This window comes from Micromonospora sp. HUAS YX12 (genome assembly GCF_040215685.1).
GTDB classification, from domain to species: domain Bacteria; phylum Actinomycetota; class Actinomycetes; order Mycobacteriales; family Micromonosporaceae; genus Micromonospora; species Micromonospora tulbaghiae.
Genome location: NZ_CP157974.1, coordinates 1,561,896 through 1,575,861 on the forward strand (window position 1 = coordinate 1,561,896; position 13,966 = coordinate 1,575,861).

General features: G+C 71.8%; 13 protein-coding genes and 1 tRNA gene. 4 read left to right on the forward strand and 10 right to left on the reverse strand.

The window, feature by feature from the left end; genetic code table 11:
- Positions 1-156 precede the first annotated feature (156 nt).
- The 7 genes from pknB to ABIH81_RS07855 all read right to left on the reverse strand — a co-directional run bounded on the left by pknB (position 157) and on the right by ABIH81_RS07855 (position 9,092).
- A complete protein-coding gene (pknB, locus tag ABIH81_RS07825) occupies positions 157-1,989 on the reverse strand; it encodes a Stk1 family PASTA domain-containing Ser/Thr kinase (protein ID WP_349879686.1) in 1,833 nt (610 codons plus the stop codon).
- Positions 1,986-3,344 (reverse strand): protein kinase, encoded by a 1,359-nt coding sequence (locus ABIH81_RS07830; RefSeq protein WP_349879687.1) that lies wholly within the window; start codon positions 3,342-3,344, stop codon positions 1,986-1,988. Before ABIH81_RS07830 ends, pknB begins: the two co-directional genes overlap by 4 nt.
- A gap of 1 nt (position 3,345) precedes the next feature.
- Entirely contained in the window at positions 3,346-4,854 is a 1,509-nt protein-coding gene (locus ABIH81_RS07835) for a penicillin-binding transpeptidase domain-containing protein (protein WP_349879688.1), read from the reverse strand.
- Entirely contained in the window at positions 4,851-6,233 is a 1,383-nt protein-coding gene (locus ABIH81_RS07840) for an FtsW/RodA/SpoVE family cell cycle protein (protein ID WP_349881036.1), read from the reverse strand. The genes ABIH81_RS07835 and ABIH81_RS07840 overlap by 4 nt, the downstream gene beginning before the upstream one ends.
- Before the next feature lie 139 nt (positions 6,234-6,372).
- Positions 6,373-7,815: a protein phosphatase 2C domain-containing protein gene (locus ABIH81_RS07845; protein ID WP_349879689.1), complete on the reverse strand. Its 1,443-nt coding sequence runs from the start codon at positions 7,813-7,815 to the stop codon at positions 6,373-6,375.
- Positions 7,812-8,297 (reverse strand): FHA domain-containing protein, encoded by a 486-nt coding sequence (locus ABIH81_RS07850; RefSeq protein ID WP_128138039.1) that lies wholly within the window; start codon positions 8,295-8,297, stop codon positions 7,812-7,814. The genes ABIH81_RS07845 and ABIH81_RS07850 overlap by 4 nt, the downstream gene beginning before the upstream one ends.
- Positions 8,298-8,303: 6 nt before the next feature.
- A complete protein-coding gene (locus ABIH81_RS07855; RefSeq protein WP_026267912.1) occupies positions 8,304-9,092 on the reverse strand; it encodes a DUF3662 and FHA domain-containing protein in 789 nt (262 codons plus the stop codon).
- A 209-nt stretch (positions 9,093-9,301) separates the two neighbouring features.
- Here ABIH81_RS07855 and ABIH81_RS07860 point away from each other — a divergent pair.
- The 4 genes from ABIH81_RS07860 to ABIH81_RS07875 all read left to right on the forward strand — a co-directional run bounded on the left by ABIH81_RS07860 (position 9,302) and on the right by ABIH81_RS07875 (position 12,060).
- Positions 9,302-9,387, forward strand: a tRNA-Leu gene (locus ABIH81_RS07860).
- A gap of 71 nt (positions 9,388-9,458) precedes the next feature.
- Positions 9,459-10,568, forward strand: coding sequence for an NAD-dependent epimerase/dehydratase family protein (locus ABIH81_RS07865; RefSeq protein ID WP_349879690.1), 1,110 nt, complete (start codon positions 9,459-9,461; stop codon positions 10,566-10,568).
- Positions 10,565-11,371, forward strand: a complete 807-nt coding sequence (locus ABIH81_RS07870) for a WecB/TagA/CpsF family glycosyltransferase (RefSeq protein WP_349879691.1) — start codon at positions 10,565-10,567, stop codon at positions 11,369-11,371. The genes ABIH81_RS07865 and ABIH81_RS07870 overlap by 4 nt, the downstream gene beginning before the upstream one ends.
- An 86-nt stretch (positions 11,372-11,457) precedes the next feature.
- Positions 11,458-12,060 carry a hypothetical protein gene (locus ABIH81_RS07875; protein WP_349879692.1) on the forward strand — a complete coding sequence of 201 codons (603 nt, stop codon included), beginning with the start codon at positions 11,458-11,460 and terminating at the stop codon, positions 12,058-12,060.
- Here ABIH81_RS07875 and ABIH81_RS07880 read toward each other — a convergent pair.
- From ABIH81_RS07880 to ABIH81_RS07890, 3 genes are all read right to left on the reverse strand, one after another.
- Complete coding sequence (locus ABIH81_RS07880) at positions 12,028-12,426, reverse strand: hypothetical protein (RefSeq protein WP_349879693.1); 399 nt, start codon at positions 12,424-12,426, stop codon at positions 12,028-12,030. The two genes, ABIH81_RS07875 and ABIH81_RS07880, sit on opposite strands and share 33 nt — an antisense overlap.
- A gap of 149 nt (positions 12,427-12,575) precedes the next feature.
- Positions 12,576-12,797 (reverse strand): DUF397 domain-containing protein, encoded by a 222-nt coding sequence (locus ABIH81_RS07885; protein ID WP_349879694.1) that lies wholly within the window; start codon positions 12,795-12,797, stop codon positions 12,576-12,578.
- A complete protein-coding gene (locus ABIH81_RS07890; protein ID WP_349879695.1) occupies positions 12,767-13,648 on the reverse strand; it encodes a helix-turn-helix transcriptional regulator in 882 nt (293 codons plus the stop codon). Before ABIH81_RS07890 ends, ABIH81_RS07885 begins: the two co-directional genes overlap by 31 nt.
- Positions 13,649-13,966: the final 318 nt, after the last annotated feature.

The window sequence follows — 13,966 nt, forward strand, 5'->3', positions numbered from 1 at the left end:
CCCCACCCCCCTCTCCGTCGATCATGAAGTTGGCGGGGACAAATCGGACGCCCAGTGCCGCCAACTTCATGATCAACGGGAGGGGCGGGGCGGAAATGTGGGCGCGGCGGCGGCCCCGGGGTCGGGGACGCCGCCGCGTCGTCGGTCAGGTGGTGCTCAGCGGCCGGTACGGGTCGGGGCCACGGGCGGGAACGGGAAGCCACTGCCGCCGCCGTTGCCGCCGCCTCCCGGCGTGGTCGGCGTCGCGCTGGGCGTGCCGCTCGGCGTCGGGCTGGTGGTCTCCTCCTCGCGCGGCACGTCGACCCGGATGGTCACCCGCTCGCCCTTGGCCAGGCTGGTCCCCGCGGCCGGCGACTGGCTGCTGACCTTGCCCGCCTCGGCCGGGTCGACCTCGTCGCCCTCCTGGACCCGGACCACGTAGCCGGCCTCCTTGAGCCGCTGCTTCGCCTGGTCCTCGGTGTAGCCGCGGACGTTCGGCACCTCGCTGACGTTGCCCCGGGAGACCTTGAGCGTCACCTTGCTGCCCTCGGCGACCGCGCTGCCTTCCTTCGGCGAGACGTCGACGACCTGACCTTCCGGCGCGCTGCCGTTGACGTTCTCGCGCACCGGAACCAGCTTCAGCTCGGTCAGGCGGTCCCTCGCGGCGTCGTACGTGCCGCCCGTCAGGTTGGTGGGGATGTTCACCTGGCCCGGGCCGGTGCAGACGTTGACGGTGACCTCGGTGTTCTTCTCCACCCGCTGACCGAACGACGGGCTCTGGTCGACCACCGAGCCCCGCTCGCACGTGGTGTTCTGCACCGGGTCGCCCGCGGTGAACCGCAGCCCCGCCTGGGTGAGCGCCGCCTGCGCCTCGGCCTGCGAACGGCCCACCACCTGCGGCACCGACACCTTCTCGTTGCCGGCCTGGTTGAGCCAGAGCGCGGTGCCGAGCGCGATCACCGCGAGCACGCCGAGCGCGGCGAACGCGGCGATGACCCAGGACGAGCTCTTGCGCTTGCCCGGGTCACCGACCCGCGCCACCGGCTGCTGGCGGGTCTGCGGGCCCATCATCTGGGTCTGCTGCGCCTGGTGGTACCCGCCACCTGCGGCGGCGCCCATCGGCATGGTCTCGTCGGCCGGCATCACCGGGGTGGCGAGCACGGGCCGGCCGGCGGCGGCGCGGAGCAGGTCCGCCCGCATCTCGCCGGCGCTCTGGTAGCGGTTGAGCGGGTTCTTCGACAGCGCCTTGAGCACGATGGCGTCGACAGCGGGGTTGACGTCCGGGTTGATCGTGCTCGGCGTCGGCGGCTGCTCCCGTACGTGCTGGTACGCGACGCTGACCGGGCTGTCCCCGACGAACGGCGGGTGGCCGCAGAGCAGCTCGAACAGCACGCAGCCGGCCGCGTAGACGTCGGAGCGGGCGTCGACCGCCTCGCCGCGCGCCTGCTCGGGGGAGAGGTACTGCGCGGTGCCGATGACCGCGCTGGTCTGCGTCATCGTGGTGGCGCCGCTGGCCAGCGCCCGGGCGATGCCGAAGTCCATCACCTTGACCTGGCCGGTCTGGGTGAGCATCACGTTTCCGGGCTTGATGTCCCGGTGGATGATCCCGTGCCGGTGGCTGAACTCCAGCGCCGCGCACATGTCGGCGCAGATCTCCAGCGCGCGGCGCGGCTGGAGCCGCCCCTCGACGCCGAGGACCTCCTTGAGGGTGCGGCCGTTGACGAACTCCATCACGATGAACGGCAGGGTCTCGCCCGTGGGGGCGGTCTCCTCGCCGGTGTCGTAGACGGCGACGATGGCCGGGTGGTTGAGCGAGGCGGCGTTCTGCGCTTCGCGGCGGAACCGCATCTGGAAGGTGGCATCCCGGGCCAGATCGGCACGGAGCATCTTGATCGCGACATCCCGCCCGAGCCGGAGGTCACGGCCGCGGTGCACCTCGGCCATGCCGCCGTAGCCCAGCAGCTCGCCGACCTGGTACCTGCCACCGAGCAGGCGGGCCTGCGCTGTCATCGCGTCTCTCGTCCTTCGCTCGTCGTCGTACCGCCGCCGGCCGGCAGGAGGCGTACCTCACGACGGTACGACGTGCGGACCGGATAGTCGCCTCCGTACGGCTGCACCGCGCCGGAGGTCACGCTCACACTCGCCGGAGCGGATGCGGTAGCACCGTATTTCCGGTACAGGAACGAAATCACGCCCGAGCAGAGGATGACCAGTACGGCCACCACGATCGCTGTCGTCCACAGCCCGGACCGGGAGCGCCGGGGCGGTGCGGCGGCGGGCGGTCGCGCGTACCCCAGGGGGTTGTGCTGGGGCACGGGGCGTGGCTGCGGCACGGGGGCCGCGCCGCGCGGCGCCACCGGCGGGCGGGGCTGCGGGGCGGGGTGCGCGACCACTGCCGGGCGCGGCGCGGCGAGCGGCGGGCGGGCCGGGGACACGGGCGGCCGGGGCTGCGGGCGCGGGGCGGCGGCCGGCACCTGCGCCCGCGCGACGGGCGCGGCCGGCGAGGCGGGTACGCCGGAGATCGGGTGCCCGGCGCGTGCCGCCTGGGAGAGCGCGACCTTGGCCTGCCGGGCGATGCTCGCCAGCGCGGCGGCGCTCGGCCAGCGCGCGGCCGGATCCTTCGCCATGGCCCGCTCGACGATCGCCCGGACCTGCGGCGGGATGTCGGCCGGAAGCGCCCGCGGGGCGTCCCGTACGTGCTTCATGGCGATTTCAAGGGGGTTGTCCCCCTCGAACGGGCGGCGCCCGGCCAGGCACTGGTACGCGACCACGCCCAGCGCGTAGACGTCCGAGGCGGGGGTGGCGACCGCGCCGGTGGCCTGCTCCGGCGAGATGTACGAGGCGGTGCCGAGCACCGAGCCGGCGGCGGTGAGCTGGCCGACCAGGTCCGAGCGGGCGATGCCGAAGTCGGTGAGCACGAGCGTGCCGTTCGGCCGGACCAGCAGATTGCCGGGCTTCACGTCCCGGTGCACGATGCCCTTCTCGTGCGCCGCGTGCAACGCGTCGGCGGCCTGCGCCAGCAGCGCCATCGTCCGGGCCGGGGTCAGCCGGCCGACGCGGCTGAGCGTGGCGGAGAGCGCGTCGCCCTCGACGTACTCCATCACCAGGAACGCGATGTGCTGGTCGCTGCCGAAGTCGTAGACGTCGACCACGCCGGGGTGGTTGATGGTGGCCATGGTCCGGGCCTCGCCGCGGAACCGCTCGGCGAAGCCGGGTTCGTCCAGCAGCGCGGGGAGCAGGCTCTTGACCGCGACGGTACGGCCCAGCACCTGGTCGGTGCCGCGCCACACGTCGCCCATGCCACCGCTGGCGATCCGCTCGTCGAGGCGGTAGCGGTTGCCGAGCTTCACTCCCGGGCCGAGCACGTCAGCGCCTCCCGGAGTCGGCGATCGCCGCCGCCATGATCCGGCCGGCGATGCGGGCCGCCTCGGCGCTGCCGCCGCTGCCCGCCTGCTCCAGCTCGACACAGACCGCGGAGAGCGGCGTGCCGTCCTTGTCCAGGGCGAAGCCGATGAACCAGCCGTGGTCCGGGGTGTTCGGGCCGGACTGGGCGGTACCGGTCTTGCCGCCCACCACGTAGCCGTCGATGGCGGCCCGGCGGCCGGTGCCCTCCTTCACCACGTTCTGCATCATGTCGCGCAGGTCGGCGGCGACCTGGCCGCTGATCGGGCGGCGCAGCTCGCGCGGCTGATCGATGTCGTAGACGGTGGTGCGGTCCGGCCCGAGTAGCTGCTTGACGAGGTAAGGACGCATCTGCTTGCCGTCCTTGTTGGCCACCGCGGCGGCGATCAGCGCGCCCTGCAACGGGGTCATCCGCACGTTGTTCTGGCCGATCGACGACTGCGCCAGCGCGGCCTGGTCGGTGCTGCCGTCCGGGTTCTGCATGTCGCCGGTGCGGCTGGCCGCCACCGGCAGGCCGCCCTCACCGAGCTGGCCGACGTCGAGGTCCTCCTGCTCGAAGCCGAACTGCTTCGCCTTCTCCTTGACCTTGTCGGAGCCCAGGCGTACGCCGAGCTTGGCGAAGCCGGTGTTGCAGGACTCGGTCACCGCCTCCCGCAGCGTCACCTGCGACTCGGGGCAGATCGACGGCGCGGCGTTGCCGATCGGCTGGCCGGCGCCGGGCGCGGTGTAGCTCGAACCGGCCGGGATGCTGGTCTGCTGCCCGACGCCGTTCTCCAGCGCCGCCGCCGCCACGATGATCTTGAAGGTGGAGCCCGGCGGCAGCGTCTCGGACAGCGCCCGGTTCGCCAGCGGCCGATCCTTGTCCTTCTCCAGCGCGTTGTACGCCCGGTCCGCCTCGGTGCTGTTGTGACTCGCCAGCGGGTTCGGGTCGAAGCTCGGCATGGAGACCAGCGCCTGCACCGCGCCGGTACGCGGGTCGATCGCGATGGCCGCGCCCTTGGTCGCGCCCACCTGGTTGTCGTTGAGCTGCTTGTACGCCGTCTCCTGGGCCCGCTTGGAGAGTGTCAGCAGCACGTTGCCGCCACCGCTCTCGTCACCGGTGAACATGTCCTTGATCCGGCTGGCGATGAGCGCGTCGCTGGTGCCGGCGAGGAAGTCGTTCTCCACCCGCTCGATGCCGCTCGCGCTGCCGTTGACCGGCTTCCAGCCGAGCACGTGCGCGTACATCGCGCCGCCCGGGTAGGTGCGCTGGTACTTCAGCTCACCGCCGGTCTCCTTGCTGAGCGCGTACGCGGTGCCGCCGACCTCGATGTTGCCGCGCTTGCGGTCGTACTCGGCGACCTGGACCCGGCCGTTGTAGTCGCTGTTGCGGTATTCGTCGGCCTTGTAGGCCTGGATCCAGTTCAGGTTCGCGAACAGCAGCCCGAACAGGACGATCACGACCACGCCGACGCGGCGCAGGGGGGCGTTCACGGCCGGATCACCTCCGTCGGGGCGCCGTGCAACTGCTCGGGCGGACCACCGGCGGGCCGGGCGGCCGGGCCCCCGCCGCCGGTCACCGGGCGACGGGCGCCGTCGGACACCCGCAGCAGCAGGGCGATCAGCAGCCAGTTCGCCATCAGCGAGGAGCCACCGGCGGACAGGAACGGGGTGGTCTGACCGGTCAGCGGGATGAGCTTGCTGATGCCGCCGACGATGACGAAGACCTGCAGGCCCAGCGTGAACGCCAGACCGCCGGCGAGCAGCTTGCCGAACGAGTCCCGTACCGCCAGCGCGGCGCGCAGGCCCCGCTCCACGATCAGCAGGTAGATCACCAGCAGCGCGGAGAGACCGAACAGGCCGATCTCCTCACCGATGCCCGCGAAGATGAAGTCGGTATGCACCTCGGGCAGCAGCGCCGGCTGGCCGCCGCCCGGCCCGGCCCCGAACAGGCCGCCGGTGCCGAGCGTGAGCAGACCCTGCACCAGCTGGTAACCCCTGTCGTACGGCTCGGCGAACGGGTCCAGCCAGATCTGCGCCCGGTCGTAGAAGTTCGCGAACGGGCCGCCGACGGTGCTGCCCAGCAGGTACGCCAGGTAGGCGCCGCCGAAGAACAGGATCAGGCCGATGAGCAGCCAGCTCACCCGCTCGGTGGCGATGTAGAGCGTCACCACGAACATGCCGAAGTAGAGCAGCGAGGTGCCCAGGTCCTTCTCGAAGATCAGGACCAGGAGGCTGATCAGCCAGACCACGAGCACCGGGCCGAGGTCGCGCCCGCGCGGGAAGTCGAGGCCAAGCACCCGCCGGCTGGCGAGCGAGAGCACCTCGCGCTTGCGCACCAGGTAGTAGGCGAAGAACGTGAGCAGGGCCAGCTTGGCGAACTCACCCGGCTGGATGGAGAAGAACGAGCCGAACTTGATCCACAGCTTGGCGCCGTTGATCTCGGAGAAGCGGCTGGGCAGCACCGCCGGGATCATCACCAGCACGATGCCGGCCAGGCCCAGCGTGTACGCGTACCGGGACAGCGAGCGGTGGTCGCGCAGGATCACCAGCAGCCCGGCTGCCAGCATCACCGCGAGCAGCGTCCAGGCGAGCTGACGTCCGCCGTGGCCGGCGAAGACGGCCAGGTCCTCCCGCGCGGCGGGCACGGCCTTGGCCAGGTCGAACCGCCGCAGGAAGCCGACCCCGATGCCGTTGAGCAGCGCCACCGCGGGCAGCAGCGCCGGATCGGCGTACGGCGCCAGCCAGCGGATCACCAGGTGCAGGCCGAGGAAGACCAGCCCCAGCGCGGCGGCCGGGATCCAGAAGTCGGGCGTGATCGTGTCCAGCGCCTTCGCCTCGACCATCGCCGCGTACGCCGCCACCAGCACCATGGCGAGCAGGAGCAGCGACAGCTCGGCGTTACGCCGGGACCGGGCCAGGCGTACGCCGGACTGCTCGCCCGTCGAAGCGGGCGAGGCGGCCGGTACGGCGGCTGCGGTCACGGATACGTCCTCGGGATCGAGCCGGCACTCACTCCGGCGACCGGCAACCCGCCGGGTCGGCCGGCGGAACGGTGTCGGAGGGTACGGCGTCGGGCGTGATGGTCGACGTCGGCGACGGCGCGCCGGGGGTCGGTGAGCCGGCGGGCGGCGCGGACGGTGTGGGGCTGCCGCTGACCTGCGGGTTCAGCGCGCCCGTCGTCGTCACCGGGGTCGGGCTGGTCACACCGGGCGACGGGTCGGGCGGGCAGAGCGGCTTGAGGTTCGGGTTCGCCGGATCCTCGCTGGTCAGCTCCGCCAGCCGGCGCTCCGCGTCCGGCTCGTTGCGGGCCTGGATGCCCTGCTTCACCCGCTCCTGGGCGGCGAGGGTGAGGTCGTCGAGCCGGGCCTCGCTGCGCGCGTGCACGTCCGACAGGTCCAGCCCGGCGACCTGGCCGGGCACCCCGCGGAAGACCGCGAGCTGGCCGTCGTCGGTGGCGCCGACGTAGTACTGCCGCTGGGTGTACGTCCACCCGCCGAACGCGCCACCGCCGACGATCACCGCGAGCGCCAGCACCATCGCGACGGTACGCAGCGGCCGGCGGCGACGCCGCTCGGGCTCGTCGTCACGGGTGTCCACCGGCTCCTCCGGCGCGGGCGGCCGGGGGGCGGACAGCGCCGAGGCGCGGGCCGCCGGGGTGGAGTCGTCCGCCGAGGTCGCCATGCCCCGGTCGCGGGCGGCCGCGCCGCCGACGATCGGGGACGCCTCGACGATGTCCTGGTCGGTGGCGTCGGCGATGATCACGGTGATGTTGTCCGGGCCGCCGCCGCGCAGCGCGAGCTGCACCAGGCGTTCCACGCACCGCTGCGGGTCGGGGTACTCCCGCATGGTGTCCGCGATGGTCTCCGCGCTGACCACCCCGGAGAGCCCGTCGGAGCAGATCAGGTAGCGGTCGCCGGGCAGCACCTGGCGGACGCTGTACTCCGGGTCGATGTCGCGGCCGTCGAGCGCCCGGGTGAGCAGCGAGCGCTGGGGGTGGCTGCTCGCCTCCTCCGCGCTGATCCGGCCCTCGTCGACGAGCATCTGGACGTACGTGTCGTCCTTGGTGATCTGCGCGAACTCGCCGTTGCGCAGGAGATAGGCCCGCGAGTCACCGATGTGGACCATGCCGAGCTTGCTGCCGGAGAAGAGGGTCGCGGTGAGCGTCGTGCCCATCCCCTCCAGCTGCGGGTTGGCGTCCACGGTGTCGCGGAGCTGCTGGTTGGCGGTGCCCACGGCGGAGCGGAGCGCGTCGACCAGGGCGTCACCGGGGACGTCCTCGTCGAGCGGCGCCATGGCACCGATGACGATGTTGCTGGCGACGTCACCGGCGGCCATGCCGCCCATGCCGTCGGCCACGGCGAGCAGCCGCGGTCCGGCGTAGACGGAATCCTGATTGCCGTCTCGGATCAGACCGCGGTCGCTGTGGGCCGCGTAGCGCAGGGTCAGAGTCATGGCCGTAATTCGAGGGAAGTGCGGCCGATCCGGATCGGCACGCCGAGGGGGACGGGGGTTGGTCCGGTGACCTTAGCGCGATCGAGATAGGTGCCGTTAGTCGATCCGAGGTCCTCGACGTACCACTGCCCGTCGCGGGGCACCAGCCGGGCGTGTCGCGCCGAGGCGTAGTCGTCGGTGATCACCAGGGTCGAGTCCTCCGCCCGGCCGATGGTGATCTGGGCCTCTCCGAGCGTGATCCGGGTGCCGGCGAGCTGACCGGCGGTGACCACCAGCTGGTGGGCGGCCCGGCCGCGCTTGGCCTTCGCCGGCTTCCCCGGCTGCCCGGTCGACGCGCCGATCCCCCGCGGCGCGGCCACCAGCTTGCCCGACCGGGCGCCGGCGAAGAGGTCCCGGCGGATCACGCCGACCACCGTGAACACGAAGATCCACAGCAGGATGAGGAACCCGAACCGGGCGACGGTGATGACGAGTTCCGGCAACGCGGATCAGCCGTCCACGCGGAAGGTCAGCGTCGTGGTGCCGAGCTGGATCATGTCGCCGGGGTTGAGGGCGACCGCCGAGACACGCTGGCCGTTGACCATCGTGCCGTTGGTGGAGCCCAGGTCGGTCAGCACCACCTGGCCGCCGTCGAAGTCCAGCCGGGCGTGGCGCCGGGAGATGCCGACGTCGGGCAGGCGCAGGTTGGCCTGGTCGCCGCGGCCGATCACGGTCGAGCCCATCTGGAGCGGGTAGGTGCGGCCGTCGCCGGAGACCAGGCGCACGTTGCGGCCACCGCCGTGACCGGGCGGAGGACCGTAGCCGCCACCCTGGTCGTACGCCGGGTACGCCGGGCCCGCGTCGTAGCCGCCGGGCGCGGAGACCGGGGCGACGTCCCCACCGGTGTAGACCTCGGCGGTGACCCGGAACATGCCGGTGTCCAGTCCCTCACCGCGTTCGACCTCGACGATCACGTCGCCGTAGACCGTCCACGCCTGCTCGCCGATGAACTCGGCCTGCGACTGGGCCAGCTCCTGGGCCAGCGCGGCAGCGTACGGCGCCAGCCGACTGTGGTCGTAGGGCGAGAGATCGATCACGTAGCGGTTGGGCACAAGGGTGCGCCCACCGGCCAGGATCGCCTTGTGCGCCTCGGCCTCCCGCTGCATGGCGTTGAGGATCTCCACGGGGTGGACCACCCCTTTGAAGACCTTGGCGAAGGCCCCCTCGACCAGGCCTTCCAGACGCTTCTCGAAGCGTTGCAGCACGCTCACCGGCTCCTCCTCGGGTCCCGAGGCAATGATGGTATCCGGACACCGCCTCCGCAGCTCACACGCCGCTCGGCCGGCTGCCGTCGGCCCGTTCGTGACCAGGCCCGCGGACGTGCTAAAGTTTCGCCCGCCACGAGCGGTGATCGTTCGTGGCGTGACCAGTGGACAGCGTAATATGTCCCGGCACCCGCCGCAGATGGCGGGCGCGGGATGCGATATGGTGGTCCGGGTCGTGCCACGGGGATGTGGCGGAATGGCAGACGCGCACGGTTCAGGTCCGTGTGTCCGAAAGGACGTGGGGGTTCAACTCCCCCCATCCCCACCAGAACAAGGGCTCCGCAGACAGCGGGGCCCTTGCTTCGTATCGGGGCGTTCCGGACGTCACGCTATGCTCCGATGGTTTCCCTGCCTCCCACGGACCAGGAGTGGCGTGTGACTGTCGCGTTGGTGACCGGTTCCGGCGGTCTGATCGGCTCCGAGGCGGCCCGGCACTTCGCCGGTCTCGGTCTCGACGTGGTCGGCATCGACAACGACATGCGGCGGTACTTCTTCGGCGAGGACGGCTCCACAGCCTGGAGCCTCGACCGGCTCGCCGCCGACCTCGGCTCCGCGTACACCCACCACGCCGTCGACATCCGCGACCGCGACGGGCTGGAGCAGGTCTTCAAGCGGTACGGCAAGGACATCGCCGTGGTGATCCACAGCGCCGCCCAGCCGAGCCACGACTGGGCCGCCAAGGAGCCGTTCACCGACTTCGACGTGAACGCCGGCGGGACGCTCAACGTGCTGGAGAACACCCGGCGGCACGCGATCGACGCGCCGTTCATCCACTGTTCGACGAACAAGGTGTACGGCGACCGGCCGAACTCGCTCCCGCTGATCGAGCTGGAGACCCGTTACGAGCTGCCCGAGGAGCACCGCTGGTACGACGGCATCACCGAGGACATGTCGATCGACGAGTCGCTGCACTCGATCTTCGGCGCCTCGAAGGTCGCCTCCGACGTGATGGTCCAGGAGTACGGCCGCTACTTCGACATGAAGACCGCCTGCTTCCGGGGCGGCACGCTGACCGGCCCGGCGCACTCCGCCGCCGAGCTGCACGGCTTCCTCGCGTACCTGATGCGGTGCGTGATGGAGGGCCGGACGTACAACCTCTTCGGCTACAAGGGGAAGATGGTCCGGGACGCGATCCACTCGCACGACGTGCTGACCGCGTTCGAGGCGTTCTTCCGCGAGCCGCGCTCCGCCCAGGTCTACAACCTCGGCGGCGGCCGGCACTCGAACACCTCGCACATCGAGGCGTTCCGGATCGCCCGGGAGATCACCGGCCGCGAGGCCCGGATCAACTACGTCGAGCAGGCCCGCACCGGCGACCACCAGTGGTACGTCAGCAGCATGGCCCGGTTCGAGGAGCACTACCCCTCCTGGAAGATCACGTACGACGTGCCGATGATCCTCCGCGAGATCTACGAGGCCAACGTCGACAAGTGGGTGCCGAAGGCATGACCACCGGAACCAAGCGCAACGTGCTCGGCGTCGGGGTCGACGCCACCGACTACGCCCGGGCCACCGAGGCCGTGGTGGCGGCCGCGCACGAGCGCCGCCCGCTGGCGCTCACCGCGCTCGCCGTGCACGGCGTGATGACCGGCGTACTCGACCCGGCGCACAACGCCCGGCTCAACTCGTTCGACGTGGTCACCCCGGACGGGCAGCCGGTGCGCTGGGCGCTCAACCTGCTGCACGCCGCCGGGCTCACCGACCGTGTCTACGGGCCGGAGCTGACCCTGCGGGTGCTCGCCCGGTTCGCCGAGGAGGGGCTGCCCGTCTACCTCTACGGCTCCACCGAGGAGACGCTGTCCCGGCTGGTTCCCGCGCTGGAGCGCAAGTTCCCCGCGCTGAAGATCGCCGGGGTCGAGCCGTCCAAGTTCCGCGCCGTCGCGCCGGGCGAGGACGCCGAGATCGCCGACCGGATCCGGGCCAGCGGTGCCCGCCTCGTCCTGGTCGGGCTCGGCTGCCCCCGGCAGGAGGTCTTCGCGTACGCCATGCGCCCGCTGCTGGACATGCCGCTGATGGCTGTCGGCGCGGCCTTCGACTACCACGCCGGCCTGCTGCGCAACCCGCCACCGTGGATGCAGCGCGCCGGGCTGGAGTGGTTCTGGCGGCTCGGCCTGGAGCCCAAGCGCCTGTGGCGCCGGTACGTCATCCTCAACCCGGCCTACCTGGCCCGGCTCGCGGCCCAGAAGACCGGCCTGTGGAAGGCCACCCCGCCGGCACCGGCCACCGGGCGTCCCGCCACGTTCGACGTCTGAGCCGTACCCCTACGGGCACGGGTACGGGACGAACCGGGGTGCCGTCCCGGATTCGGCGGACGTCGAAACGGGCAAGGCTAGGGGCCATGGATGACCGTCTCGCCCTGCTGCTTCCCGTCGCCGCCGTCTGGCTCGCCGCCGGACTGGTCGCGGAGGGCCTGCCCGGGCTCGACCGCGCCCGCGCGCTGCGCCGGCGGACCGGATGGTTGTCCGCTTTGGTGCTGACCGGCCTCGCGCTCACCGCGGCGGTCCTCGCCGCGGGCCTGCAGAGCGCCGGTGACACCACAGTGGACCGGGCTGCCGCCGCGCTCGGCGTCGCCGCGGTGCCGACGGCCGTGGTGGCGGTCTGCACGGTACGGCGGGTCCGGCGGCTGCGGTCCGGCGCGGGCGCGTTCGCGACGGCACCGGGAACGCCCGCCCCGCACGGACTGCGCGCGGCGGCGGCGCACCCGCTGATCGCGCTGCCGCTCCAGGCGACGGCGATCGCGGTGCTGGTGGCGGTGCTGCCGGCGGTCGGGGTCGACCTGTTCGCCGCGCCGGGCGTCGCCGGACCGGTGATCACCGTCGGAGTGCTCGGTGTGTCCGCGATCGGAGTACGCCACGCGCTGCGGCACAACCGGCTCGCCGAGCGGGCGACGCCGGCCGCCGGGGCGGTGTCAGCGCGACCGGCTCGCGCCCTGCACGTATAGCAGCTCCAGGATCGCGCGGGTCGCCTCGAACCAGCGGTCCAGCCAGCCGGGCGGGGGCACGCTGCCCTTCGGGGGCAGCTCCATCAGCAGGCCGCGCAGCAGCGGGTGGTCCACCAGGGACTCCTGCTGCTCGACCGGCCAGCCGCTCGGCGGGAAGGACGGCTCGGTGAGCGGGTTGGGGTCCAGCGACGGCAGGGACAGCGGCGCCGCGGCCTGCTCGGGGACGCCACCATCGCGACCGTCCTCGCCGTCACCGGAGACCACCTCGGTGAGGACGGTGTCCCGGCGGGCACCCCGGTACTTGCCACCGAACCGCTCGGGCTTGCCCGGGCCGCTGGTGAGGTTCTCTGAACCGATCGTCGTCATCCGTCTCGCCTGCCTTGTTCGGTTGCCGATCCGTGCGGTTCAACGAGGCGGATCGGAACTGGCGACGGGTGCCCGCCGCAGCGCGGACACGCGGACGCGAATGGTCCCGCCCGGCGGCGCTGCCGGGCGGGACCACATCTCGGTGCCGGTCAGCTCCGGCCGAACACGCCGCCCCGGGCGCGGGCGACGAAGGCGTGCCAGTCGCCCGGAGCGAAGACCAGAGCCGGGCCGGTCTTGTCCTTCGAGTCCCGCACTCCGACCGCCCCGGTCACGTACGCGACCTCGACGCAGTTGTCGCAGTTCGGCCCGCTCTTCGAGCTCTTGAACCACGTCGCCTGCGTCAGGTCCACGGGGAACTCCTTGGTCGCCATTTCCACAGTGGCTCCTCTGCCAGTTTCGCGATGTGTGCGATGGACTCCTCCGGGCGCATGGCCGCTGCTCGAATGTGATCGAAGATGAAGCTGTACTTCTGCAGTTCGTCACTCTTCTCCAGGAAGAGCCCACCCGTGGCGTTCTCCGCGTACACGACATCGGGATCACTCGGCTCGGGGAAGCTGAGGATCGTGAAGGTCCCGTCCATGCCGGCGTGCGCTCCCACCTCGAAGGGCAGGACCTGCACTGTCACGTTCGGCAGTTCGGCCACCTCCACCAACCGCTTGAGCTGGCCACGCATCACCGCGTCGCCGCCAACCGGCCGGCTCAGCACCGCCTCATCGAGCACCACCCACAGATCGACCGGATCGTCCTGCGTCAACAACGACTGACGGCCCAGACGGACACGCACCCGTTGGTCGACCTGTTCGTCGGTGAAGTCCGGCCGGGCCGCCCGGATCATCGCGCCGGCGTACTCCTCGGTCTCCAGCAGGCCCGGCACCACCTGCTGCTCGTACGCGCGGATGGAGCTGGCCGCGGCCTCCAGGCCGACGTACGCGCCGACGAGCACCGTGCTGTACGGATGCCACCAGCCCTTCTGCCGGGCCTCCCGGGCGATCTGCACCAGCTCGTCGCTCTCCGCGCCGACCACCCCGTAGATACGGAGCATGTCGCGTACGTCGCGCGGGGTCGCCGTGGTGTGGCCGGTCTCGATCCGGGAGATCTTGGACGCCGAGCACTCCAGTTGCTCGGCGACGACTTCGATGGTGATGCCCGCCGCCTCCCGCTGCCGGCGGAGTTCCGCCCCCAGCCGGCGTCGCCGGATGGTGGGGCTGCGCCGTTCGCTCACGGAGCCTCCTCGGTTCGGCTCCCACCGCGGGCGCGACCGGCGAGCGGCGGGTGTTCGTTCGCGGCAGGGGGTGGTGCCGGTCGTCGACCGGCCGCGACGGGCGAAACCGGCGTCCAGTGTGCCGCTCCGGTACCTGACGCTTCAAGTTTCGGTGTTTGCGTGTCCGACTCACCTATCAGCAAAACTCGACGTGCAACTTGCATGTCGCACGTCCCTGATGCAGTCTGTCCATATGGCACGGGTTACTCACCGTCTTTGCTTGATCTCCGGGAGTGGTGACACCACGGTCCGTGGGACGGCCGGAGGGGAGCCGTCCCG

Bases quoted from the DNA above. Each gene is read 5' to 3' on its own strand.
- ABIH81_RS07885 (WP_349879694.1), bottom strand. From the start codon at position 12,797: ATGGCGACCAAGGAGTTCCCCGTGGACCTGACGCAGGCGACGTGGTTC.
- pknB (WP_349879686.1), bottom strand. From the start codon at position 1,989: ATGACAGCGCAGGCCCGCCTGCTCGGTGGCAGGTACCAGGTCGGCGAG.
- ABIH81_RS07875 (WP_349879692.1), top strand. From the start codon at position 11,458: ATGGATGACCGTCTCGCCCTGCTGCTTCCCGTCGCCGCCGTCTGGCTC.
- ABIH81_RS07870 (WP_349879691.1), top strand. From the start codon at position 10,565: ATGACCACCGGAACCAAGCGCAACGTGCTCGGCGTCGGGGTCGACGCC.
- ABIH81_RS07880 (WP_349879693.1), bottom strand. From the start codon at position 12,426: ATGACGACGATCGGTTCAGAGAACCTCACCAGCGGCCCGGGCAAGCCC.
- ABIH81_RS07865 (WP_349879690.1), top strand. From the start codon at position 9,459: ATGGTTTCCCTGCCTCCCACGGACCAGGAGTGGCGTGTGACTGTCGCG.
- ABIH81_RS07845 (WP_349879689.1), bottom strand. From the start codon at position 7,815: ATGACTCTGACCCTGCGCTACGCGGCCCACAGCGACCGCGGTCTGATC.
- ABIH81_RS07840 (WP_349881036.1), bottom strand. From the start codon at position 6,233: ATGGTGCTGGTGGCGGCGTACGCGGCGATGGTCGAGGCGAAGGCGCTG.